Here is a 24,108-nt window from a genome sequence, read left to right as displayed (position 1 = left end):
GGCAGGACCGGGCGGGTCGTCAAAGGAACCTCAGCAGGCGGGCGGGCGCCTCGACGGCGTCCGCGACGAACCGCAGCAACGATCCCGCTGTCGCCCCGTCGCAGACCCGATGGTCGAAGGTGAACGACAGCTGTGTGACGCTGCGGACCGCCAGCGCCCCGTCCACCACCCACGGCCGGGGGATGATCCGGCCGATGCCGATCATCGAGGTCTCGGGGTGGTGGATGATCGGCGTGGCACCGTCGACGCCGAAGACGCCGTAGTTGTTCAGCGTGAACGTGCCGCCGGCGAGGTCGGCGGGGGTGAGCCGGCCGGCCCGGGCCGCCGCGGTCAGCCGGGTGATCTCGGCGGCGAGTGCGGCGGTGCTGCGGGCGTGCGCGTCACGGACCACCGGGACGACCAGGCCGCGCGGCGTCTGCGCGGCGAAGCCCAGATGGACGGCACCGTGGCGGCGCACCGCGGTCGCCCGCCCGTCCAGATCGGTGACGACCTGGGAGTTCAGGTCGGGAAAGCGCAGCAGCGCGGCGACGCAGATCCGCGCGATGATCGCGAGCAGGCCGATGGGGCCGTCCGCCGGTGCAGCACCGTCCGCAGCCCCGGCTCCGGCGCCGGTGCCCTCGTTCAGCTCCTTCTTGGCCGCCAGCAGGGCGGTCGCGTCCGCATCGACCCAGCAGGTGGCGTCGGCGACCTCGCGCCGGCTGCGGACGAAGGTCTCCGCCGCGTGCCGGGCCAGCGGGCTGAGGGCGACGACGGACGGTTCCGCGGAACCGACGGGCCCGGTGATCGCGCCCGTCCCGGCGCCCGTCCCGGCGCCCGTGCCGGCCCCGGCTCCGGCCGGCGGCTGGGTGGACGTCGCCGGCTGGCCGGATGCCGCCGGATGCGTGGATGTCGTCGGCTGCGCGGACCGGCTGGCGGCGATGGCGCTTTCGACATCCCCACGGCGGATCAGGCCGTCCGGTCCGCTGCCGGTGAGCCTGGTCAGGTCGATGGCGTGGTCGCGCGCGAGCCGGCGGACCAGCGGTGAGATGACCTTGGCGCCCGTCCGGGGCGGCGGCGCACCGGTCACGGCCGCGGTGCTGCCCGCGGTGCCGAAGCCACCGAGCTCGTCCCGGACGCCGTACCCGACGAGCACGCTGCCCGAGCCGCCACTGCCCGGGCCGCCACTGCCCGGGCCCCCGGAATCGGGACCGCCGGCGTCGGGCGCGGCAGCCAGGCCGACCGAAGCCTGCGCCGGGGCGACCGGATGCTGTGCCGGGCCGGCCGGATGCTGTGCCGGGGCGACCGGAGGCTGCGGCGGGCCGGCCGGCGTCTCGCCCGCGGCGGCCTCGTCAACGGCCTCGCTGACGGCCACGGTGACCAGGGGCGCGCCGACCGGGAGCTGGCTCCCGGCCGGCCCGGCCAGGGAGGTGATCACACCGCCGTGTGGGCAGGGGACCTCGACGACGGCCTTCGCCGTCTCGACCTCGGCCACCGGTTGGTCGATGACGATCACGTCCCCGACCGCGACGAGCCAGCGGACGATCTCGGCGGAGGTCAGTCCCTCCCCGAGATCGGGCAGGGTGAAGGTGCGTACCGCGGCCACGGAGGTCACTGCTCCCATTGGAGTCGGGCGACGGCGTCGAGGATCCGGTCCACGCCGGGCAGGTAGTGATGTTCGAGCAGCGGCGCCGGGTACGGGATGTCGAGCCCGGTCACCCGCAGCACCGGGGCGGCCAGGTGGTGGAAGCAGCGTTCGGTCACCCGGGCGGCGATCTCCGCACCCATCCCGGCGAACCCGACCGACTCGTGCACCACCACGGCACGCCCGGTGGCGCGCACCGCCGCGCAGACCGTCTCGTCGTCGAACGGCACCAGCGAGCGCAGGTCGACGACGGCGAGCTCCAGGCCCTCGGCGCTGGCGGCCTCGGCGGCCCGCAGGCACACCGGCAGTGACGGCCCGTAGGTCAGCAGGGTCGCGTCGGTGCCGGGCCGGCGCACCACCGCCTGGCCGATCGGCGCCACCGCGGTCGGCGGGAACCGCTCGCTGGACCAGTACAGGCGCTTGGGCTCCAGGAAGACCACCGGGTCGTCGGAGGCGATCGCGGCGCGCAGCAGACCGTAGCCGTCGGCGACCGTCGCGGGCGTGACGACATGAAGGCCCGGGGTGTGGGCGTAGTACGCCTCGCTGGAGTCGCTGTGGTGCTCGACCCCGCCGATGCCGCCCCCGTACGGGATCCGGATCGTGACGGGCAGCGGCAGCCGGCCCGCCGTGCGGTTGCGCATCTTGGCGACATGCGACGCGAGCTGCTCGAACGCCGGGTACGCGAAGGCGTCGAACTGCATCTCCACGACCGGGCGCAGGCCGTACATGGCCATGCCCACGGCGGTGCCGAGGATGCCCGCCTCGGCCAGCGGGGTGTCCAGGCAGCGCTGGGTCCCGAACTCGGCGGCGAGCCCGTCGGTGACCCGGAAGACGCCGCCGAGGGCGCCGATGTCCTCACCCAGCAGGTGCACGTCGGGGTCCTCGCGCAGCGCGTCGCGCAGCGCGGTGTTGAGGGCCTGCACCATGGTCGTTCCGCCGGCGCCGCTCATGCCCGGGCCTCGGCGTGCGTCGCGGGGGTCGCCGGGGTCGCGGCCTCGTCCGCGATCCGGGTGGCCAGGGCCGCGGCCTGCTCCCGGAGCTGGCTGGTCGGCTCGGCGTAGACATGGGCGAACAGGGAGCGCGGGTCGGGCTCCTCCGTCCGCGCCACCGCGGCCCGCATCGAGGCGGCCAGCTCCTCGGCGGCGGCGGTCACGGCGGCCAGGCCCGCGTCGTCGAGCAGGCCGGCGCCGCGCAGGTGCCGTTCCAGCAGCGTGAGCGGGTCGCGGGCGCGCCAGGCCTCGACCTCCTCGGACGTCCGGTAGCGGGTCGCGTCGTCCGCGCTGGTGTGCGCGTCCAGGCGGTAGGTGACGGCCTCGACGAGGACCGGGCCCCGGCCCGACCGCGCGTGCTCGACGGCGGCGCCGAGCACGGCATGCACGGCGGGCGCGTCGTTGCCGTCGACCAGACGGCCGGTGATGCCGTAGCCGACCGCCTTGTGCGCCAGCGTCGGCGCCGCGCTCTGCCGGGCCAGCGGCACCGAGATCGCGTAGCCGTTGTTCTGCACGAGGAAGACCACGGGCGCGTTGAGCACCCCGGCGAAGGTCAGCGCCTCGTGGAAGTCGCCTTCGCTGGTCCCGCCGTCGCCGATCAGTGCGAGCGCCACCACGTCGTGACCACCGCCCGGATCGCCGGCGGCCCGCAGCCGGGCCGCGTGCGCGAGCCCGACCGCGTGGCAGGCCTGGGTCGCCAGCGGGGTCGACAGCGGGGCCGTCCGGTACCGGCGCGGGTCGTAGCCGCAGTGCGTGTGACCTCTCATCAGCGCCAGGACGTCCATCGGCGCCACGCCCCGGGCCATCACCGCGAGGGTGTCGCGGTAGGTGGGGAACAGCCAGTCCGTCTCGCGCAGCACCATCGCGGCGGCGATCTGGCACGCCTCCTGCCCGGTGGACGACGGGTACACCGCGAGGCTGCCCTGCCGGGCGAGCGTGGTGGCCTGCTGGTTGAAACGGCGCCCCAGCACCAGGCGGCGGTGCAGATCGCGCAGCAGGTCGGGGTCGACCGTGCCGGCCGCCTCCGTTCCGAGCACGCGGACCGGCTCACGCTCGGGCAGCAGCGGCGCGGCGTCGCGCCGCGGGCCGTGGGAGCTCGGCTGCCCGGCGAGCCCGGGGGTGGTGTTGGCGTCGAGGATCGTCAAGGTCCACCTTCGGCGGTTGGTGGCGGAGGCGGTTGTGGTGGCGGACCAGAACTGCGGCGGTGGTCGGTCGCTGCCAACCGATTTTCCGCCTCGGGTGCGGGGGCGGATCGTGTTCAGAATCACCCTGGGGCCTGGGCGGAGCCGTGCCGGAAATCGCCGGAGAATGGTGTGGCCGGCCGTCGGAAGAAAGCCCGGGGAACTCGGGAAGCTGCCGGAAAAGAAGGTCGCCGCTGCGGCTGAAACCGATTTCCGTTGCCGCGCCGGGTTCGTCCCGAACCCGGCGCGGGCATGGGTTATGCCTGGTCAGGGCTCTGGCGGCTCGTGGTTGGGCGGCCTGTTCGCGGGGAGAAAGGCCTAGGACGGTGCGATGCGGGCGCCGTGGCCGCCGGCTCGTCCGGCGCGGCCGGGAATCGGGGCCCCCGCCGGAGGGAATCCTGGATGAACACGCTCTGCGGCGCCTTCTGGAGGGCTGTGACCAGCGTCTCGGGAGTGCCTGCCGAAGGTGCCCTCCGGTGTTGTCGCCTTCCCGTCCCAGGTCGGGCCGGGTCTTTTACCGGCGGATATCCGGGCAGGTGGTCGGGGTGACGGGGCCCAGGCCCGGACCCGCCCGGAACGCCTGGCTCCGCCGAAGGGCAACCCGAGGAGCTCGACGTGGTGAAGGACGTCGTGGGCTCGCACCTGGAGCGGTTCGGGCGTCGGGACGGCCTCGCGGTGCACTGGGAATGAGCCCCGCGGCGCACTGGAACTGAGCCGCTCGCCGCCGCCGCGCCGGTGCCGAGCCACCTAGGTGCCCGCGGGCCGGTTGTACCGTTGTCATGAGGGAACGCGGCGTATCCGCAGCTCACCCTTCTTCATCGCTACTTGCGACAACCCTCTTGCCGTGCGTGTCACAACGCTGGCGTGGAGACGTCCGACACAGCCACGCTCACCGCGTTAGTGACCAGTTGTAATTGGTTCATGGGTATAGGTACGTTTTGCGCACAGTTGCGCTCATTTGTCAGGGCTGAGGGCCGGACGGTCCAGACCTGTACCCACCGCCCGCGGACGGGCTGGGGGAGCGTCTGATGGCTCTGCTCGGCGCGCTCAGGAAGACCGACTACACGCCGGCGCACGTGCGCCCGCTGACCCCCGGCGACCGGGCGTATCTCGCGTTCGTCGACCGCAATCCGGGGGAGCACCAGGACATCGGCGCCCTGCTGTTCTTCGACGGTCCCCAGGTGGGCATCGACGAGCTGCGGGCGCACATCGCCGAACGGCTGCGCGACCCGCGGGCGCGAATGCTGACCGACCGGCTGGAGACCGTGACGATCTGGTCGCCCGAGCGGGGATCCTCGGCGAAGGAGACCCGCTGGGTCTCCGACCCCGGGGTGGACCTCGACCACCACATCGTCGTCGTCGACCTGCCGCCCGCCGACGCGGGTGCCGGTGCCGACGCGGGTGCCGACGCCGGTGCCGGCGCAGGGGAAGGCGCCGCCGCCGACGCACGCACCGACGGGGACCCGGGCTTCGGTGACGCCCGGCTGCAGGCGGCCGTCGACAGCATCGTCAGCCGGCCCGTCGACATGACCCGGCCGCCGTGGATGCTCTACCTGCTTCGCGACCCGGACCCGGCGGCGACCCGGACGGCGATGGTCTACCGCTCCAGCCACATCCAGCAGGACGGGATGGCGCTCTACCGCGTCATGTACCTGCTCTTCGGGGAGAGCGACCGGATCGACCTGGGCCTGCCGGAGACGATCCGCCGCCCCCGCCCGGTCGAGTACGCGAAGTTCGTCAGCCGCGGCATCGGCTGCCTGCTGCCGACCCGCCGCCTCGCCGGCTGGGGCGGCCCGCCGTCCGGCCCCGCGCGGCACAGCTGGGTCACCACCGAGCTGAGCACCCTGCGGTCGATCGCCCGCCAGCACGGGGTGACCGTGAACGACGTGTACCTCGCCGCGGTCGCCGGCGCGCTGCGCGCCTGGTCACCGGCCGACTGGGAGACCGGGTCACGCCCCGTCCACGCGCTCATGCCGGTGAGCATCCGCACGCTGGCCGAGCAGGACGTCCTGTCGAACTACAACACCGGGGTGCGGGTTCCGCTGTACTGCGGCGAGCCCGACCCGGCCCGGCGTCTCGCCCGGACCGCCGAGGCGACCGCGCGGATGAAGAAGGGCGGCCTCGGCCTGGTCGAGCGGGCCCACTTCCCGGCCATGGCGCGGTACGCCAGCAAGCGCATGCTCGCAAGTGTCGGCAGCTACCCGACCCAGATCAGCAAGATGGCGCTGGTCGCGACCAACGCGCGGACCATCCGCGGCCCGCTGTCCGTCGCCGGCCGGCGGATGACCGGCCTGATCGGCATGGGTCCGCTGCTGGTCGGGCGCCAGCATCTGGCCGTGGCGATGTTCGGTGTCGACGACCGGGTCGGCGTCATGGTCGTCGCCAGCGACAGCGTGCCGAACCACGACCGGTTCGCGCAGCTGTGGCTGGACGAGCTCGCCGCGCTGCGTGACTGCGCCCCGCGGGCCCGGGTCAGCGTGCCGGCCCAGCGCCTGCCCACCGCCGCGGCCGCGGTGACGGCGATGATGACCGGCACCGTCAGCGGTGCCGTCTCGGGAGCGGTGACGGGCGTGGTCGCCCGCGATCCCGGCGGCCTGCTCCGGCCGTGGCGCCGCCGGCCCGCCGCGGCCTGACAGCCGCCTGAGCCGGCCGGTGGCTGCCCGCGCAGCCGCCGGCCGGCCCCGCCGAGCCCCGCCGAGCCCCGCCGAGCCCCGCCGAGCCCCGCCGAGCCCCGCCGAGCCCCGCCGAGCCCCGCCGAGCCCCGCCGAGCCCCGCCCGAGCGGTGCCGGTCGGTGCCTGATCGGTGCGCGTTCTCCCGTGGGCGGGCCTAGCGTGAGGGAGGGGGAGGTAACCCCCACCCACCCACGCGGAGAAGGGGACGATCGTGGCGGCCGTGACGACGCAGGACGGAACCGAGATCTACTACAAGGACTGGGGCACGGGGCGTCCCGTGGTGCTCAGCCACGGCTGGCCGCTGAACGCGGACAGCTGGGAGTCCCAGGCGGCCGCGCTCGCGGCCCACGGCTACCGCGTCGTCGCGCATGACCGTCGCGGGCACGGCCGTTCGTCGCAGCCGTGGGACGGCAACGACATGGACACCTTCGCCGACGACCTCTCGACCCTGATCGACCACCTCGATCTGCACGACGTGACACTGGTCGGGTTCTCGATGGGCGGGGGAGAGGTCACCCGTTACATCGGCCGGCACGGCACGTTCCGGGTGGCGCAGGTCGCGCTGGTCTCCGCGGTGCCGCCGTTCATGCTGCGGACGGACGACAACCCCGAGGGCCTGCCGATCGAGGTCTTCGACGGGATCCGCACCAGCCTGGTCAACGACCGCGCCCAAGCCTACCGTGAGTTCGCCGACGGCCCGTTCTTCGGCGCGAACCGGCCCGGCAGCAACGTCTCGCAGGGGGCCCGCGACTCCTTCTGGGCCCAGGGCATGCAGTCCAGCCTGCGCAGCTCCTACGAGTGCGTGGCCGCCTTCTCGGCGACGGACTTCCGGCCGGACCTGGCCGCGTTCGACGTGCCGACCCTCGTCATCCACGGCGACGACGACCAGGTGGTTCCCTTCGAGGTCGGCGGGAAGCGCTCGGCGGAGCTGATCAAGGACGCGACGCTCAAGGTGTACGAGGGCGGTCCGCACGGCCTGCCCGCCACCCATCGGGAACGCCTGAGCACCGACCTGCTGGAGTTCGTCTCCTCCACCCGGGCCTGAGCCCGGCGCTCCCGGGGCCGGCGGGAGGGGACCCGCCGGCCATCCGGGGCCTGGGGCTCAGTACGACTTGGGCAGGCCGAGCACGTGCTGGGAGACGTAGTTGAGCACCATTTCCTGGCTGACCGGCGCGATCCGCATGACGCGGGACTCCCGGAAGTAGCGCTCCACGTGGTACTCCCGGGCGTAGCCCATCCCACCGTGGGTCTGGACGGCCTGGTCGGCGGCCTGGAACCCGGCCTCGGCGCACAGCCACTTCGCCATGTTCGCCTGCGGCCCGCAGGGCAGGCCCTGGTCGTAGCGCCACGCGGCCTGGCGCGCCATCAACTCGGCGGCGTCGAGGCGGATCTGGGCCTCGGCGAGCGGGAAGGCAACGCCCTGGTTCTGGCCGATCGGCCGCTCGAACACGACCCGCTCCTTGGCGTACCGGGTCGCCTTCTCGATGGCCGCGCGCCCGATCCCCAGCGCCTCGTGGGCGAGCAGGATGCGCTCCGGGTTGAGCCCGTCCAGCAGGTACCTGAAGCCCTTGCCCTCGTCGCCGATACGCGCGCTGTCCGGTACGAAGAGGTTGTCGATGAACACCTCGTAGGAGGAGACGGCGTTGCGGCCCATCTTCGGGATGGCCCGCAGGTCGATCTTCTCCCGGTCGATGTCGATGAGGAAAAGGGTCATGCCGTCGGTGGGACGGGTGACCTCCTCACGCTTCGTCGACCGTGTGATGAGGATCATCTTCTGCGAGTCGCCGGCCTTGGTGATCCAGACCTTCCGGCCGTTGATCACATAGCCGCCGTCGACCCGCTGGGCGAACGTGGAGATCCGGGTGGTGTCGGTACCGGCGTTCGGCTCGGTGACCCCGAAGCAGACGTGCAGGGAGCCGTCCGCCGCCTTCGGCAGGATCTCCTTCTGCAGGTCGGCGCTGCCGTGCTTGACGATGGTGTTCAGGCCGAAGATCGTCAGGTGCATCGTGCTGCACCCGTTCATGCCGGCGCCCGACGCCGCGATCTCCTCCAGCAGCAGCGCCGCCTCGGTGATGCCCAGCCCGCCGCCGCCGAACTCCGTCGGGATGGCGATGCCGAGCCAGCCGCCCTCGGCGAACGCGTTGTAGAACTCCCACGGGAACTCGCACTTCTGGTCCTTGTCCGCCCAGTAGTCGTCCCCGAAGCTGCGGGCGAGCTCGCGCGCCCCGGCCCTGAGCTGCTCCTGATCCGACGTGAGTTCGAAGTGCATCGGTCGACCTTCCACTGGACGAGGCTGAGCGGGACGGCGGCGGGACCCGGCGGATCCGCCATGACAGACAATCCCGCGCCGGGCGCCGCTGCGCATCTGATTCGCCAAAGACGAACATCGCATTCCGTATGCTAATCGGTGGCGGAGTGTGACAGTATGGGCCGTTCGGGGAAACCCGTCGCCGACGCGGGAGCCCCGAAGGCGTCGCATTCGTCGACTGTGCCGGAACCGGCGCCGGTGATGGGACGCCGATCCGGAGACGGTGAGATCGCCACGTCCGGAAGCGTCCCGGACGGCAGCCGACCCGGTCGCGAAACGCCTCACGCGGGCGACTCGCGCCCGGCATGGGCCGATTCGGATCCTTACCGAACCCGAACAGGACCCTCGCCGGTTCCTGATGTCGCGCCGCCATCCTCGGTGCCATGGCTCTCGCCACCACATCCGGCCCAACCGCCGCCACACCGGGCCGGGCCGCCAGCCCGCCCGCACCGGCCGAGGGCCGGGCGGCCCTCGCGCTGCTGTTCCGCCGGGCCGGTTTCGGCGCCCGCCCGGACGAGCTCGACGCCGCCGAGAAGGCCGGCTTCGAGGCGACCGTCGACGCCCTGCTGCGAGCACGCGACCGCCCGGATCCCGCCGCGGTGGCACCCCCCGACCTCGACCGGGAGGCCGACCACCGACCCCCGGACCTGGCCGACAAGGCGGCCCGTGCCGCCTACGCGAAAGGCCTGCGGGAGCGCACCGAGGCGCTGATCGGCTGGTGGCTGCGCCGCATGGTGGCGACCGCCGACCCGGTCACCGAGAAGCTGACTCTCTTCTGGCACGGCCACTTCGCCACCTCCATCCAGAAGGTGCGGTCACCGGCCCTGATGCTGGCGCAGAACGAGATCCTCCGCCGCGCCGGCCGCGGCCGGTTCGACGAGCTGACGCTCGCGGTCGCCCAGGATCCGGCGATGCTGCTCTGGCTGGACGCCGGCCGCAACGTCAAGGCCAACGCGAACGAGAACTTCGCCCGCGAGCTGATGGAGCTGTTCACCCTCGGTATCGGCGCGTATGGCGAGACCGACGTCCGCGAGGCCGCGCGGGCGTTCACCGGCTGGCGGGCCGACCGGTCCGGGCGGTTCACCGTGCTGGCCCGCCAGCATGACTCCGGCACCAAGACCGTGCTCGGGCAGACCGGGAACCTCGGCGGCGAGGACGTCATCGACCTGGTGACGCACACGCCGGCGTCCCCACGCTGGGTGTGCTCCCGGCTGTGGAGCCGGTACGCGGCACCGGTGGCACCGGGCGATCCGGCCATCGCCGGGCTGCTGGCCGCCTATGGTCCCGGTCTCGACACCGGCGCGGCCCTGCGCGCGCTGCTGCTCGCGCCGGGCCTGCGCGCCACCGCCGGGCAGCTGGTCGTCCAGCCGGTGGAGTACGTCGTCGGTGTGCTCCGCGCGCTGCGGCTCACGGTGCCGGAGCCGGGGGCGGCGACGGGTGCGGCGGGGGCGGCGGCGCCGAGCCGCCTGATCGCGGTGCTGCGCGGCCTCGGGCAGGTCCCGTTCATCCCGCCGAGCGTCGGTGGCTGGCCGGCCGGCGGCGCCTGGCTGACGACAGCGGCGAGCCTGACCAGGTCCCGGTTCGCCACCGCCGTCACCGGCCTGGCCGACCTGTCGGCGGTGGCGGACGTCCCGCCCGGTGAACGGGTCGACGCCGCGGCCCGGCTGCTCTCGGTGCCGGCGTGGAGCACCCGCACCCGCGACGCGCTGTCGGCGGCCCGGGACGACCCGCGGCAGCTGGTCACCCTCGCCCTGCTCGCGCCCGAGTACGTCGTCACCTGACCGATCCCGATCCCAGCCCCGAAACCCGGCCCCGGCTCCGGCTCCGCAGCCCCGGCTCCGGCTCCGAACCGCGGCCTTGCCGAACCGCGACCCCGTCCCGAACCGGAAGGACCGCCATGCCGCTGAGCCGCCGCCGTTTCCTCCTCGCCTCCGGCGTGACCGGGGCGGCGGCCGTCGCCGCCGGGGCCGGGGCCGTCAGCTGGGATGTCCTGCACGACGCGGCGACCCGGCGACCGCTCGCGGCCGGCACCGGGATTCTCGTGATCGTCACCCTCTACGGCGGCAACGACGGGCTCGACACCGTCGTGCCCATCGAGGACCCGGCGTACCGCACCGCCCGCGGCGACCTCGCCGCGGCGGCCCAGGACGTCCACCCGCTCGCCGACGGCCTCGCGCTCGCCCCGGCGCTGTCCGGCCTCGCCGGGTTGTGGAACGCGGGCCGGCTTGCGGTCGTGTCCGGAGTCGGCTACCCCGATCCGGACCACAGCCACTTCCGGTCGATGGCCATCTGGCAGTCGGCGTCGCCACGCACGGCGTCCACCTCCGGCTGGATCGGGCGGTGGCTGGACGCCACGGCGACGCGGGCCGGGTCGTCCGGCGGTGATCCGCTGCTCGCGCTGGCGATCGGGCCGACGCTCCCGCCACTGCTCGTCGGGGAGCACGCGGTCGGCGCGGCCGTCCCCACCGGCCAGTTCGCCGCGCCGGACGGCCGGGCGGGGGAGCTGCTGCGGACGCTGTATCGCCCCGACCCGGCCGACAGCCCGCTGCGGGCCCGGGTGGCGCGGTCCGGGGCCGACATGTTCACGGTCGCCGGAGCGCTCGGGCCGGTGCTGGCCGACGCCCCCGAGCGCGCCGCGGGGACCTCCGGCCAGCTCGAGGGCGCGGCGCCCGGCGGGGACGACGCCGCTTCCGCCGCTTCCGCCGCTTCCGCCGCTTCCGCCGCTTCCGGTGGTGCCGGTGGTGCCGGCGCAGCCGGGGATGACGGCGGTGATGGCGGTGAGCTGGGTGTGCAGCTCGACCTGGTGGCCCGGGCGATCGCCGCGGGGGTCCCGACCCGGGTCTACTCGGTGAGCCTCGGCGGCTTCGACACCCACGCCGCCGAGAGCGGCACCCACGCCCGCCTGCTCGGCGAGCTCGACGCCGCGCTGACCCGCTTCGACCGGGCCCTGGCCGCCGACCCGCGGGCCGGCGCGGTGACGACGATGGTCTACTCGGAGTTCGGCCGGCGGGTCGTGCCCAATGCCAGCGGAGGAACCGATCATGGAACGGCGGGCCCCGTGCTGATCCTGGGCCACCCGGTGCGTGGCGGCTGCTTCGGCGAGCAGCCCAGCCTCACCGCGCTCGACGACGGCGACCTGCGGGTGACCACCGACTTCCGCTCGGTGTACGCGACCCTGCTGGAAGGCGTGCTCGGCACCGAGGCGGACGTCGTCCTCGGCTCGGACGCACGCCTTCCCCGCCTGGCGTTCCTCTGACCGGCCTGTCGTGCGGGTGCATCCGGTCCGGTCACGGAATCCCGAGCCTCGGGCCGCCGCGTCCACCGAGCAAAGAACGAAGGATTTTGGCTGCTGCAACGACCAAAGTCCTTCCTTCTTGCGGGTTGTCAAGCGACCATTTGTCCTGTTTGCGGCTAGTGGGGTGAATTGCGCGCGCTGTGCGGGGGCGCGGGATCCCCGGTGGGTCGCCGTGCGGCGGTTGGGCACGGACCGCGAGGTCGATACAGGGAGGCGAGCGCAGCCGGTGCCGGCGCGGCCGACCACGGCAAGCACACTCAGACCGGTGGATACCCGCGTGCCCGCGGACAGCGCCGACCGCGCCGACCTGATCCTCGTGATCGAGGACGAGGCGCACATCGCCGCGCTCATCCGCATGTACCTTGCCCGGGAGGGTTTCGAGGTCCAGATCCGCACCGACGGCCCGACCGGCCTCGCCGCCGCGCGCGCCCTCGCGCCCGCCGCGGTGATCCTGGACGTCCGCCTGCCCGGCCTGGACGGCCGCGAGCTGCTGCGCGCGCTGCGTGCCGACGGTGACTGGGTTCCGGTGCTGATGGTGACCGCCCGGGACGAGGAGGTGGACCTCGTCGTCGGACTTGAGCTCGGTGCCGATGACTACCTGACCAAGCCGTTCTCCCCGCGGGAGCTCGTCGCCCGGCTGCGGGCCGTCCTGCGGCGCACGTCCGGGCCCGCGGCGGCGGCCAGGGCAGCGGCGGCCGGGGCAGCGCCGGCGCGGGATACGCCAGCGTGGGGTTCGTCGTCGCCCGGCGCGGTCACGGACCACCCGAGGTCGAGCGCAAGCCCGGACCCGGCTCCCGACCGGAGCCCAAGCCCAAGCCGCCCGGACTCGGACTCGGGCTTCGGCTCCGAACCGGGCCGCCTGCTGCGCGCCGGCGAGGTCCGGCTGGATGTGGACCGCCGCCGGGTGATGGCCGGCGACCGGGAGGTGACCCTGACCGCCACCGAGTTCGACCTGTTGGCGGTGCTGATGCGCCGGCCCGGCCTGGTGCACACCCGGGACCGCCTGCTGGCGGAGGTCTGGGGCTACCAGGCGGCGGCCGGCAGCCGGACCGTCGACGTCCATGTGGCGCAGCTGCGCGCGAAACTCGGCCCGGCGAGCCCCCTGCGCACCGTCCGCGGCGTCGGCTACACCGCCGATGCGTGACGCCCGGCGGCCCGCGGGCCTCGCCGCGCGCATCGCGCTGGCGACCACCGCCGTCGCCGTGCTGGCGGTGGCGCTCACCGGAACGATCTTCGCTGGTCTGGTCGGGGGCGCCGCGGACGACGAGGCCCGCCGCGCGCTCGGCCGGCAGGCGGACGTCGTCGCGACCCTGTTCGCCCGGCCGAACGCCACGGCGGACCTGCGAGCCGGGGTGGCCCGGACGATCGCGGCCCAGCGGGTGACCTTCGTGCGGGTCACAGCCGACGGCCGCCCGATCACCCGCCAGGGCCCCGGGGCCGGCCGCGGCCTCGCACTGCCCACGGACGTCCTCACCAGGATCGGCGCCGGACAGGACGTCGGCGCGGCGCGCACGGTCGGTGGCCGGCGGGTGATCGTGGCGGCCAGGCCGCTCGACGGCGGCGGGGCCATCGCGCTGGTGCAGCCCGCGGCCGAGAACGGTGAGCTGGCCGGCGCGATGCTGCGGCGGTTCGGGGTCGCGCTGGCCGGCGGGCTCGCCGCGGCGACGGCCGTCGGGCTGCTGCTCGCCCGCCGGCTCGCCCGGCCGCTGCGGCGCCTCGCCGAGGTCGCCGACCAGCTCGCCGCCGGGCGCCGAGACCGTGACCCGCGGGCCGCCGTGCGCCCGGAGCACCTGGCCTCGGAGCACCTGGCCTCGGAGTACCTGGCCTCGGAGCATGCGGCCCCGGCGCACGTGGCCCCGGAGCGGGCGGGAGGTCCGAGGCGGGTGGGCCGTCCCGGGTGGTTGGGAAGTCCCGGGTGGTTGGGAAGTCTGGGGCGAGTGGGCCGTTCGGAGCGGGTGGTCGCGGAGCCGGCGACCACCCGCTGCGGGCCGGCGGAGGTCGCGGACGTCGGCGCGGCGCTCGACGGTCTCGCCGCCGCGCTCGCCGAGAGCGAGGACCGCCAGCGCAGGTTCCTGCTGTCCGTCTCGCATGAGCTGCGCACACCGCTGACCGCGGTGCGGGGCTTCGCCGAGGCCCTCGCGGACGGCGTGACCGAACCGGCCGACGTCACCAGCACCGGGCGCATCATTCTCGGCGAGGCCCAGCGCCTGGACCGGCTGGTCAGCGACCTGCTCGACCTGGCCCGCCTCGGCGCCGACGACTTCCGCGTCGATCTCGCCGAGGTCGACCTGCGGGCACTGGTGTCCGAGGCGGCCGCGGTCTGGCGCCCCCGCTGCGAGGCTGCCGGTGTCCGTCTCGGGGTCGAGCTGCCCGGCGCACCGGTGACCGCCCGCACCGATCCGATGCGGTTCCGCCAGATCGTGGACGGCCTGGCGGAGAACGCCCTGCGGGTGGTGCCGGCCGGCCAGCCGGTGGTGATCGCGCTGCGCGCGGACCCGGTCGCCGCCCCGGTCACCGCCGTGATCGAGGTCCGTGACGGTGGTCCCGGCCTCACCGACGACGACCTCGCCGTCGCCTTCGAGCGTTCGGCGCTGTTCGAGCGCTACCGCGGCCGGCGGCCGGTCTCGACCGGGGTGGGTCTCGCGCTGGTCGCAGGCCTGACCCGCCGGCTCGGCGGCACCCCCTTCGCCGGCCACGCCCCGGAGGGCGGCGCCGCCTTCGGTGTCTCGCTGCCGGTAGGCGACGATGCCACAGCGACCGACCACGAAGGGGGCGTGTATGCCGGAGACCGTTGGACCGGCGAGTGAACCGGCGAGCCCGGCCGCCGGGCGCCGGTGGCGGCTGCCGATGGGTGCGCGTTCCGCCGAGGAGCCGCACCGGGCCTCCACCCCGCTGGAGCTGCTGTTCGACCTGACCTTCGTGGTGGCCATCGCCGCCGCGGCGGCGGAGCTCGGGCATGCCGTGGCCGACGACCACCTGGGCCACGGTGTCGTCGGTTTCGTGATGGTCTTCTTCGCCATCTGGTGGGCCTGGATGAACTTCACCTGGTTCGCCTCCGCCTATGACAGCGACGACGTCCCGTACCGGCTGCTGACCCTGCTGCAGATGGCCGGGGTGCTGGTGCTCGCGGCGGGTGTGCCGGCCGCCTTCGACGACACCGACTACACCGCCGTCACGGTCGGCTACGTGATCATGAGGGTCGCGATGGTCACGCAGTGGGTGCGTGCCGGTCGGGGCGATCGGGCCAGCCGGGCGACCGCGTACCGCTACGCGCTGGGCACCGCCGTGATCCAGGCCGGCTGGCTCGCCCGGCTCGCGCTGCCGGACACCGCCGGGCTGATCGCGTTCTTCGTACTCGTGCCGCTGGAGCTGGCCGTCCCGCCGTGGGCCGAGCGCGCCGCCCGGACGTCCTGGCATCCCCATCACATCGCCGAGCGTTACGGGTTGTTCGTCATCATCGTGCTCGGGGAGAGCGTGCTGGCCGCGTCCCGGGCGCTCGCGCCGGCCGTCGAGGCGGGCGCGACCACCGACACCGTCCTGCTCGGTGCCGGCGGTCTGCTGCTGCTCTTCGGATGCTGGTGGCTGTACTTCGCGGCCCCCGCCGGGCACGGGCTGGCCCGCCACCCGGAGCGGGCGTTCGGCTGGGGTTACGGCCACTACGGTGTCTTCGCCGCGCTGGCCGCGCTGGGTGCCGGTCTGGAGGTGGCGGCGGAGACGCTCGTCCACCACATCAAGGTGTCCGACGGTGTCGTCGGGTTCGCGATCGCGCTGCCGGTCATCGTGTTCCTGCTGCTGGTATGGGTGTTGCATGCCCCGTTGCACGCGTTCCCGATCACCGGCCTCGGCGTCGTCATCATCGCCTGCGGCGCACTGGCCGCCATCGCGGCCGCGGCCGCGGCGGGCCTGCCACTGCCCTGGTTCGCGGTCCTGGCGGCAGTGCCGGTGTGGGCGCTCGTCGCGCTGGTGGTGGTCCTGGACGACCGGCGGGCCCGCGCCGCCTGAGGCCAGCGGAGGCTCGGCGAGTCGCAGCAGTGAAGGATTTCGGTTGTTCCGACGACCAAGATTCTTCTTGCTTGCGGGTCGCCAGGCAAGTCTGCGGGCCTTTTGGTGTGAACTACCGGTTTTGCGTTGCGGTGCGAGCCTCCCCGGCCATCACGCTCAGGCGTCCAGCGGCGTTCGTCGGGTGGCTACGGCCTCGGTGGTCACCGGCTCGCGCCCAGGTCGCGGGCCAGCGCGAGGGCTGTGCGATGCAGTGCGGCGAGCGGCACGACCGTGGTGACGAGGCCGAGGTCCTGAGCCTGCGCGGCGGTCAGGATGGCGCATGCCGAAGCCGAGCTGCCTGCCCCGGCCGGGCCCCCCACCGAAGCCGGGCCGCCTGCCGTGACCGGGTCGCCTGCCTGTGCCGCGCCGTCTGCCGTGACCGCGCCGTCTGCCGTGACCGCGCCGTCTGCCGTGACCGCGCCGTCTGCCGTGGCCGTGCGGCCTGCCGTGGCTGTGCCGCCGGCCGTGCCGGTCACGGGGCGGGCGAACTCGGCGTCGTCGGCGGCGACGACCAGGTCGCAGGGGGAGCAGAGCAACACCCCGCCGGCCATGCACCGGCCCTGGACAGCCGCGACCGCGGGCTTCGGGATGTCGCGCCAGACCTGGGCGTAGTGGAGCTGCTGGCGGACCTCCCAGTCGTGGTCGCCACCGCACGCGCCGGCCGCGGCGCCCACCGCGCTGTCGCTGCCGCGGACACCGGCACCGGTTCCGGCGCGGGCACCGGCTCCCGCGCGGTCGCCGGAGCCGCCCGGCCCGGCGAAGAAGTTCGGGCCGGTTGATCTCAGCACGATGACCCGAGCCCGACTGTCCGCCGCGGCGGTCTGCCAGGCGTCGTCCAGCTCGCGCAGGAGCTGCGCGTGGTGGGCGCCGCGGGCGCCGTGCTCCTCGACGGCGCGGGGTCGGCGGAACGTGATGACACCGATGTGATCGTCGACGACGTCGTACCCAACATGCTCGGGACGCATCGGTCTCCTTCGCCGGAAGCAGGCGGACGGATGCAAACCGTGATCGACGGCCCCCGAAATTCGGTGCCGATGCCGCATTGACCCACACCAGTACACCGAGGGTCAACAGATCCAAACACCGGCGACCGGTGGCGTCCCGGGCCCGTGCGGTCGCCGGGTGCCAGGGTGAAACGGGCGACTGGAAGGGGCTGGTGTGGAGATCACCGGAATGATGCTCGCGCTGCTGGAGATCCCGGCGGAGTTCACCGCGGAGTACAACCGCTGGTACGACCTCGATCACATGCCCGAGCACCTCGCCAAACCGGACGTGCTGGCCGGCCGCCGCTACGTGGCTGCTCGCGACCTGCGCGCCGCGCCGGGGATCGTCCGCTCGGACCTGCTCGGCGGGCATCCGCCGTACCTGACCACCTACTGGTTCGGCGGGCCGCTCGACATGTGCGGGGAGCAGGCCCGCGAGGGCTGGCTCGCGCTGGACCGGACGATCCTGCGTTCCGGGCGGTTCTGGCGGCCCGGCCGGGCGCGGCACAACTCGCGGTGGCGGGTCACCTCGGCGTGGACCCGGCCCGGCTGCCTGGTCCGTCCGGTGGCCGTGCCGTACCTGGCCCACCGCGGGGTGATCGTGGCGCTGGGGCGGGCGCCGTCGGCCGACCGGCTGGGCGAGGCGGTGGACTGGTGGGAGCGGGTGCACCTGCCCGACCTGGCCGCGGTGCCCGGCGTGCTCGCCGCGGTCCGGCTGGGCTGGGCCGACGACGCGGCTCGTCCGGAGGCTGATTCGGGGGCCGCGCCGGGGGTCGATCCGGGCCAGTGGCCGTCGGCACAGGAACGGGGCGCCTCCGACGCCTCCGACCTGGTGTTGCACCTGCTGCTGTGCGAGGACGATCCCGCGGCCGTGATGGAGCGGATCGACCGGGCCAGGGTGTACTGGCGGGCCGTCGGCCGGTACCCGGCCCACCGCGGGGCGTACGAGGAGCTCGCCTTTCTGCCGTACCGGTCGATCGTCCCACTGGAGTACGACTTCGAGATCGGCGCGGACGACGAGGCCGCCACCGGGACCGCCGCCGGAAGCGCCGGAAGCGCCACCGGAAGCGCCACCGGAAGCGCCACCGGGACGGTCGCCGGAAGCGCCGCCGAGGCTGCCGCCGGAACGGCTGACGGGTGAGCTGACCGGTGTCCCAGTTGCGGGGCTGGTCGGCTGCTGGCGGCACCCGGCGCAGGCCAGTATCGCTGCTGCTGGGGGGTCCGCTCCGGGTCCGGACGTCCGATGTCGCGGCAAGGGTTGAACGCCGGTCAAATACGCCTATAAGTTTTTGTCACCTCCTGCGGACCTGGATGTCGCGTGAGGGCTCGAGCAAGTTGGAGGTATCAGACTGTGCTGCTGGAGTTGGACGCTGATCAGGAAGTCCTGCGGGAGGCGACGGCCCGGTATCTGACCGACCGCGTCCCGGTCGACCGGATCAGGGCGCTTCGTGACGACCCCGCCGGCTTCGACGCGGGCTACTGGCAGGCCGGGGCGGAGCTCGGCTGGACGTCCCTGCTGGTGTCGGAGGAACACGGCGGTGGGTCGATCAGCGGGTCGCCCCTGGTCGACCTGACGATCGCCGCCTACGAGTTCGGCGTGCGGTCGGCCCCGGGCCCGCTGGCGTCGGCGAACGTCGTCGCCGCGGCGCTGAGCGCGGCCGGCGGTGAGGCGCACCTGGCGGTCCTGGAGGGGCTGCTGGCCGGGGAGACCATCGCGTCGTGGGCGCACACGGAGCCGGCGCCGAACGACCGGCTGGGCACGGTCACGCTGACCTGCCGGGTCGACGGCGACGAGATTGTCCTCGACGGGGTGAAGCGGCCGGTCGAGTCGGCCGCCCAGGCCGGGTACCTGCTGGTCACCGGGCGCTCCGAGGAGGGCCTCACCCAGGTGCTGGTCCCGACCGACGCACCCGGGATCACGATCACCCCGCTGAAGACGGTCGACCTGACCCGGCGCTTCTCGACGGTGCGGTTCGACGGTGTGCGGGTGCCGCGCAGCGCCGTCGTCGGTGAGCTGGGCGGTGCCGCGGAGCAGGTGGAGCGCCAGCTCCAGATCGCGCTGGTGATCCTGACCGCGGAGAGCGTCGGCGCGATGCAGACCGCGTTCGACCTGACCGTCCAGTGGGCTTTCGAGCGCTACTCGTTCGGTCGGCCGCTGGCCTCCTACCAGGAGCTCAAGCACCGCTTCGCGGACATGAAGTCGTGGCTGGAGGCGGCGCACGCCATCAGTGACAAGGCGGCCGCCGCGGTGGACGCCCAGTCGCCCGACGCGGCCGAGCTGGTCAGCATCGCCAAGGCGTTCATCGGCGACTACGGGTCCGAGCTGCTGCAGGACTGCGTCCAGATGCACGGTGGCATCGGTGTGACCTTCGAGCACGACCTGCACCTCTACCTGCGCCGGGTCGTGCTTGACCGGGCACTGTTCGGAACACCGGCCGAGCACCGGCAGCGCATCGCCGGTGTGGTCGAGCACCTCAAGGAGAGGTCAGCATGAGCACGGGCGCGACAGGCGGCAGCGCCGCGACGGCGAGCGACATCGAGGACGTCGAGAGCTTCCGGCTCCGGGCGCGGAACTGGATCCGCTCGAACCTGGCGCCGCTCTCAGCGGACGCCCTGGTCGGCGTGATGCGGGCCAGCCACAGCGATGAGGAGGAGCTCGCCTCCATCGCTCGCCAGCGCGAGATCCAGCGGATGTTCTTCGACGCGGGTTTCGCCGGCATCTGCTTCCCCAAGGAGTACGGCGGGCAGGGCCTCACCCCCGAGCACCAGGCCGCCTTCAGCGAGGAGATCTCCGGGTACGAGTACCCGTCGGAGATCCAGGCGCCGACCTTCTCGCCGTGCGCCGCGGTGCTCCTGGACTTCGGCACCGAGGAGCAGAAGCGCCGCCACATCCCGGCGATCCTGCGGGGCGAGGAACTGTGGATGCAGTTCCTGTCCGAGCCGAGCGCGGGCTCGGATGTCGCCGCGGCGCTGACCACGGCGGTCCGGGACGGTGACGACTGGATCCTCAACGGCTCCAAGATCTGGACGACCGGCGCCTGGTGGTCCGACTGGGGCCTGGTGCTCGCCCGCACGAACTGGGACGTGCCGAAGCACCGTGGACTGACGGTCTTCATCCTGCCGATCCACCAGGACGGCATCGAGGTGAACCGCATCGAGATGCTCAACGGCAACAAGGAGTTCTGCCAGGAGTTCATCACCGACGTGCGGGTGCCGGACTCCGACCGGGTCGGCAACATCGACGACGGCTGGACCGTCGGCACCCGGTGGATGTTCCACGAGCGCATGCTGCACAACTCGCCCCTGGTCACCATTCCCAAGGGCGGGGCACGCGGCAGTATCCGCGCCGCCCACCTCGTCGAGATCGCCCGGGACGCGGGCCGCCTCGACGACCCGCTGGCCCGGGACCTCATCGGTGAGGGCCGCACCCTCGACGTCGTCACCCACGCCCTGCAGGAGCGGGTCGCCGCCGGCCTGCGCTCCGGCCGGATCCCGGACCAGTCGGCGGCCGTCGGGCGGCTGTTCACCGGTGTGGTCGCCGCGCGGACGACGACGCTGGCCTTCGAGATCGCCGGCGGCACGGGCGCGGCCTGGGAGGATGCCGACGGCGCGACCGCCGAATGCGGCAACGACTACCTGCTGCGGCAGGTGAGCTGCATCGGCGGTGGCACCACCGAGATGGCCCGCAACGTCGTGTCCGAGCGGGTGCTCGGCATGCCGCGGGAGCAGGCGCTGGACCGCGGGGTCGCGTTCCGCGACGTCCCGCGGGGCGGTTCCAGCCGCCGCTGACCGGCGCGCACCTGTACAGCGACGCGGGCCCCGTCCGGAACATTCCGGACGGGGCCCGCGCTCGTTCTGCTCGGCCCGGTCAGCCGGCCACAATCCGCCCGGTCAGCCGCCTGCTGACGGCGGCGTGGCCGTCGGCGTGGTCGGCGGCCCGGCCGGCCGGCTCAGGTGTTGCGGCCGCCGTTGACACCGATGACCTGGCCGGTGATGTAGCCGGCCTCCTCGGAGACGAGGAACGAGCAGGCCGCGGCGATGTCCTGCGGCAGCCCCGCGCGGCGGACCGGTGTGCGGGCCGCGAGCTCGTCGACGGTCGAGCCGAAGAAGCCCCGCTCCTCGTTGCGGCGGGTCATCGGGGTGTCGATGAACCCGGGCGGAATCGTGTTGACGGTGATGCCGGCCGGACCGAGCTCCAGCGCGAGCGCCTTCGTGAAGCCCATCACGCCCGCCTTCGAGGCGACGTAGTGGGTCATGTACGGCTGGCCGCTGTGGGCGCTGGAGGAGGAGATGTTGACGATCCGGCCCCATCCGGCCTCGACCATGTCGGGGACGACGGCCTGGCAGCAGTGGAACGTCCCGGTCAGGTTGACGGTGAGGATCGACGTCCAGGACTCGATCGTGATGTCGAGGAAGCGCTTGAAGCCCTCCTTGCCGGCCGAGTTGACCAGGATGGCGACCGGGCCGAGGCGCTCGCGGACGTCGGCCAGGGCCTGGTCGATGTTCGCGCGGTCCGCGACGTCGACCGTGGCGGACAGGGCCGTCCCGCCGGCTGCCCGGATCTCCTCGGCGACGCCCTCGGCCTCGCCGCCGTTGAGGTCGAGCACCGCCACCCGGGCGCCGTCCTGGGCGAGGCGTACCGCGCAGGCGCGGCCGATCCCCGAGGCGCCACCGGTGACGACGGCGACCTTGCCGGCAGGGTTCCCGGCCATCTCGATCACGTCCTTTCCTGGGTGGTCGCCGGCGAGGAAACCCGCCGGCGCGTCAGCGCGTCAGACGTCAACGTGACCGCGACGCCGGAAGGCCGGCGTCGTCCCGGCGGCGCACTCCGTTGAGGAAGAGCGCGACCGCGTGGCGCAGGTGCCGCTCGCTGACCTCGGGATCCCGAGTGACGCCGAACGTGGCGAGCCAGGCCGGAGACATGCTGACGAGGGCGATGAACTGCTCGGCGGCGATCTCGACGTCGTCGACGACGATCGTGCCCCGCTCGATGTGCCGGCGCAGCAGGCTCATGACCGCCTGCAGCCGCGGCGACCAGGCGAGCGTGCGGGAATGTGCGGCGAACTCGGGGAACCGCGCCGCCTCGGCGATCGCCATCCGGTGCAGTGCGACGAGGTCGGGGTCGACCGCCCGGGCCAGCAGCGACCGGGCGATGACGGTCAGGCCCTCGGCCAGGTCGTCGGGCACCGTGTCGAGCTCGACCGGGTCGTTCTCGTGCCGGGCGAGCGCCCAGGAGATCACGGAGAGGAACAGGGTCCGCTTGTCGGGGAAGCGGGCGTAGAGGGTGCGCTTGGTGATCCCCGCGGCCTGCGCGACCGCCTCCATCGTGGTCCGGTCGTAGCCGTCCCGCAGGAAGATCTCGACGGCCGCCCGACGGAGGCGTGCGGTGATCTCGGCGGCCTCGGTCGGTGTCGGCCGCCCGGTGCGGGACCGCCCCGCCGCCCCGGCCCCGGTGGTACCGGGATCGGTGGTGCCGGGACCGCTGGTGTCGGCCCTAACGGCGCCGGCCCGGGTGGTGCGCGCCTGCGGGGTACTCGCTCCGCTGGTGCCGACCTCGATGGCCTCGGCCTCCGACCTCATGCGACAAGTACACCGATGCGTATACTTATTGTCAAGCCGTTGCGCTGATCGTCCGGCAGGACGGCCTGCGAGGCTCCTGCCGCTTGCCGTCCCCGCCAGCCTCTGCTGTGATGAACGTCAAATATACGTAGACGTGTACTTTTGGCTGTGGCTGTGGCTGTGGCTGCGCCGGGGCTGGGGCCGCGGGAGACGGCGGCGGGAGGGACGTGCGATGACGGACGCGGGTTCGGGTGGCCGGCCGGTGGTCGGCTTCGTCGGCCTGGGCAGCATGGGCGGGGCCCTGGCCGCGAACCTGGTCGCCGCGGGGCACGAGGTCGTGGCGTTCGACCCGGCCGGTCCGGAGCGGGTGCCGTCCGGTGCCGCCGGCGCCGGCGGGGTCGCCGAGGTCGCCGGGCGGGCCGAGGTCGTGGTGCTCAGCCTTCCCGACGGCGCGGCCAGCCACCAGGTCGCCGAGCGGATCGCCGGGCGGTCGCCCCGGCGGGTCACCCGGGTCGTGGACACCTCGACGATCGGGGTGGCGGCGGCACGGCAGGTGGCGGCACTGCTGGCCGGCGCGGGCATCGGCTATGTCGACGCCCCGGTGTCGGGCGGTGTCGCGGGGGCCCGCGCCCGCACGATCGCGGTGATGTTCGCCGGCTCGGATGACGACTGCACGGCGGTCGGGCCTGTTCTCGCCGGTCTGAGCGACCGGTGCCGGCGGGTCGGCGCGCGGCCGGGGCTCGCCCAGGCGCTCAAGCTGGCGAACAACTTCCTCTCCGCCACCGCGCTCATCGCCACCAGCGAGGCTGTCGCGTTCGGCACCGCGGCCGGGCTCGACATGGCCACCATGCTGGACGTCCTGAACGCTGCCAGTGGCCAGAACACGGCGACCAGCGACAAGTTCCCCCACCACGTGCTCACCGGGCGCTACGCCGCCGGCTTCGCCAACACGCTGATGGCCAAGGACGTGGCGCTGTACCTGGAGGCCGTCGGCGAGGTCGGCCGCACCCCGGTGGTCGCTCCGGTCACGGCGCGGCTGTGGAAGCAGTTCGCCGCCGCCGAGGCCGGGGCCGACTTCACCCGGATCTACCCCTTCGTCCGGGGCGGCTGAACCCGCGGCACCCACGCACCCCACGGCCGGAGCCGGAGGAGTCGAAGATTCTGGTCTTTCCAGAGCGTGTGGCGAAATCCTGAGCCTCGACAGAACAGCCAGAATCCTCGGATCTTCGAGCTGTGGCTAGGTGGGTGCGGCGGGGATTGTGCGGCAGGATCTCCGGCGGCCGAAATCCTCTGGGTCCTTGCCCCGGTGTCGGCAGGGGGCGAGTCGGAGCCCGTGCCTTCCCGGGGAGGCCTCGGTGAGGAAGTGTGCAGAAATCCGGGAAGCGTCCTGGATGCCGCCGCCGAATGAAACTGGTGGCTGGCAAAGATACGGCCGAGGAGTTCCTGCGGAATTCCTCC

18 protein-coding genes are annotated in these 24,108 nt (G+C 73.6%); 11 read left to right on the top strand and 7 right to left on the bottom strand.

What is annotated here, in order from left to right:
- Positions 1 to 19 precede the first annotated feature (19 nt).
- Genes CcI49_RS33225 through pdhA form a run of 3 tightly spaced genes read right to left on the bottom strand, consistent with a single transcriptional unit; the run spans position 20 to position 3,755 of the window.
- The gene (locus CcI49_RS33225) at positions 20 to 1,582 is read right to left on the bottom strand and encodes a dihydrolipoamide acetyltransferase family protein (protein WP_076833333.1); all 1,563 of its coding nucleotides are present in this window, start codon (positions 1,580 to 1,582) and stop codon (positions 20 to 22) included.
- A 5-nt stretch (positions 1,583 to 1,587) separates the two neighbouring features.
- A complete protein-coding gene (locus CcI49_RS33220) occupies positions 1,588 to 2,571 on the bottom strand; it encodes an alpha-ketoacid dehydrogenase subunit beta (RefSeq protein ID WP_076833269.1) in 984 nt (327 codons plus the stop codon).
- Positions 2,568 to 3,755 (bottom strand): pyruvate dehydrogenase (acetyl-transferring) E1 component subunit alpha, encoded by a 1,188-nt coding sequence (pdhA, locus tag CcI49_RS33215; RefSeq protein ID WP_076833266.1) that lies wholly within the window; start codon positions 3,753 to 3,755, stop codon positions 2,568 to 2,570. Before pdhA ends, CcI49_RS33220 begins: the two co-directional genes overlap by 4 nt.
- A 1,064-nt stretch (positions 3,756 to 4,819) precedes the next feature.
- Between pdhA and CcI49_RS33205 the strand changes: the two genes are divergently transcribed.
- Both CcI49_RS33205 and CcI49_RS33200 read left to right on the top strand, forming a co-directional pair.
- Entirely contained in the window at positions 4,820 to 6,424 is a 1,605-nt protein-coding gene (locus CcI49_RS33205) for a WS/DGAT domain-containing protein (protein WP_076833263.1), read from the top strand.
- A gap of 251 nt (positions 6,425 to 6,675) precedes the next feature.
- On the top strand, positions 6,676 to 7,509 hold the full coding sequence (locus CcI49_RS33200; protein WP_076833259.1) for an alpha/beta hydrolase: 834 nt from the start codon (positions 6,676 to 6,678) through the stop codon (positions 7,507 to 7,509).
- 57 nt (positions 7,510 to 7,566) lie between these two features.
- On the opposite strand, the gene CcI49_RS33195 is transcribed toward CcI49_RS33200, so the two are convergent.
- Complete coding sequence (locus CcI49_RS33195) at positions 7,567 to 8,733, bottom strand: acyl-CoA dehydrogenase family protein (protein WP_076833255.1); 1,167 nt, start codon at positions 8,731 to 8,733, stop codon at positions 7,567 to 7,569.
- Between the two features lie 422 nt (positions 8,734 to 9,155).
- Here CcI49_RS33195 and CcI49_RS33190 point away from each other — a divergent pair, with 422 nt between their 5' ends.
- From CcI49_RS33190 to CcI49_RS33170, 5 genes are all read left to right on the top strand, one after another.
- The gene (locus CcI49_RS33190; RefSeq protein WP_054565567.1) at positions 9,156 to 10,553 is read left to right on the top strand and encodes a DUF1800 domain-containing protein; all 1,398 of its coding nucleotides are present in this window, start codon (positions 9,156 to 9,158) and stop codon (positions 10,551 to 10,553) included.
- A 116-nt stretch (positions 10,554 to 10,669) separates the two neighbouring features.
- Positions 10,670 to 12,028, top strand: coding sequence for a DUF1501 domain-containing protein (locus CcI49_RS33185; protein ID WP_076833250.1), 1,359 nt, complete (start codon positions 10,670 to 10,672; stop codon positions 12,026 to 12,028).
- A gap of 316 nt (positions 12,029 to 12,344) precedes the next feature.
- Positions 12,345 to 13,211, top strand: coding sequence for a response regulator transcription factor (locus CcI49_RS33180; protein ID WP_076833247.1), 867 nt, complete (start codon positions 12,345 to 12,347; stop codon positions 13,209 to 13,211).
- Positions 13,204 to 14,874 carry a HAMP domain-containing sensor histidine kinase gene (locus CcI49_RS33175; RefSeq protein ID WP_076833244.1) on the top strand — a complete coding sequence of 557 codons (1,671 nt, stop codon included), beginning with the start codon at positions 13,204 to 13,206 and terminating at the stop codon, positions 14,872 to 14,874. The genes CcI49_RS33180 and CcI49_RS33175 overlap by 8 nt, the downstream gene beginning before the upstream one ends.
- Complete coding sequence (locus CcI49_RS33170; protein ID WP_076833241.1) at positions 14,846 to 16,069, top strand: low temperature requirement protein A; 1,224 nt, start codon at positions 14,846 to 14,848, stop codon at positions 16,067 to 16,069. Before CcI49_RS33175 ends, CcI49_RS33170 begins: the two co-directional genes overlap by 29 nt.
- A gap of 200 nt (positions 16,070 to 16,269) precedes the next feature.
- Here CcI49_RS33170 and CcI49_RS33165 read toward each other — a convergent pair whose 3' ends face one another.
- Positions 16,270 to 17,073, bottom strand: a complete 804-nt coding sequence (locus tag CcI49_RS33165) for an enoyl-CoA hydratase-related protein (protein ID WP_076833237.1) — start codon at positions 17,071 to 17,073, stop codon at positions 16,270 to 16,272.
- A gap of 193 nt (positions 17,074 to 17,266) precedes the next feature.
- On the opposite strand from CcI49_RS33165, the gene CcI49_RS33160 reads away from it, so the two are divergent.
- From CcI49_RS33160 to CcI49_RS33150, 3 genes are all read left to right on the top strand, one after another.
- On the top strand, positions 17,267 to 18,232 hold the full coding sequence (locus CcI49_RS33160; RefSeq protein ID WP_241840376.1) for a hypothetical protein: 966 nt from the start codon (positions 17,267 to 17,269) through the stop codon (positions 18,230 to 18,232).
- Between the two features lie 210 nt (positions 18,233 to 18,442).
- Positions 18,443 to 19,585 (top strand): acyl-CoA dehydrogenase family protein, encoded by a 1,143-nt coding sequence (locus tag CcI49_RS33155; RefSeq protein WP_054565562.1) that lies wholly within the window; start codon positions 18,443 to 18,445, stop codon positions 19,583 to 19,585.
- On the top strand, positions 19,582 to 20,880 hold the full coding sequence (locus CcI49_RS33150; protein ID WP_054565561.1) for an acyl-CoA dehydrogenase family protein: 1,299 nt from the start codon (positions 19,582 to 19,584) through the stop codon (positions 20,878 to 20,880). Before CcI49_RS33155 ends, CcI49_RS33150 begins: the two co-directional genes overlap by 4 nt.
- A 161-nt stretch (positions 20,881 to 21,041) precedes the next feature.
- Here CcI49_RS33150 and CcI49_RS33145 read toward each other — a convergent pair whose 3' ends face one another.
- Both CcI49_RS33145 and CcI49_RS33140 read right to left on the bottom strand, forming a co-directional pair.
- The gene (locus CcI49_RS33145; RefSeq protein ID WP_076833327.1) at positions 21,042 to 21,803 is read right to left on the bottom strand and encodes an SDR family NAD(P)-dependent oxidoreductase; all 762 of its coding nucleotides are present in this window, start codon (positions 21,801 to 21,803) and stop codon (positions 21,042 to 21,044) included.
- A gap of 67 nt (positions 21,804 to 21,870) precedes the next feature.
- Positions 21,871 to 22,671, bottom strand: coding sequence for a TetR/AcrR family transcriptional regulator (locus tag CcI49_RS33140; RefSeq protein WP_083749859.1), 801 nt, complete (start codon positions 22,669 to 22,671; stop codon positions 21,871 to 21,873).
- A gap of 211 nt (positions 22,672 to 22,882) precedes the next feature.
- Between CcI49_RS33140 and CcI49_RS33135 the strand changes: the two genes are divergently transcribed.
- Positions 22,883 to 23,761, top strand: coding sequence for an NAD(P)-dependent oxidoreductase (locus tag CcI49_RS33135; protein WP_076833230.1), 879 nt, complete (start codon positions 22,883 to 22,885; stop codon positions 23,759 to 23,761).
- The last annotated feature ends 347 nt before the right edge of the window (positions 23,762 to 24,108 follow it).

This window comes from Frankia sp. CcI49 (assembly GCF_001983215.1).
Taxonomy (GTDB): domain Bacteria; phylum Actinomycetota; class Actinomycetes; order Frankiales; family Frankiaceae; genus Parafrankia; species Parafrankia irregularis.
This window is presented reverse-complemented; position numbering and strand designations above follow the sequence as displayed.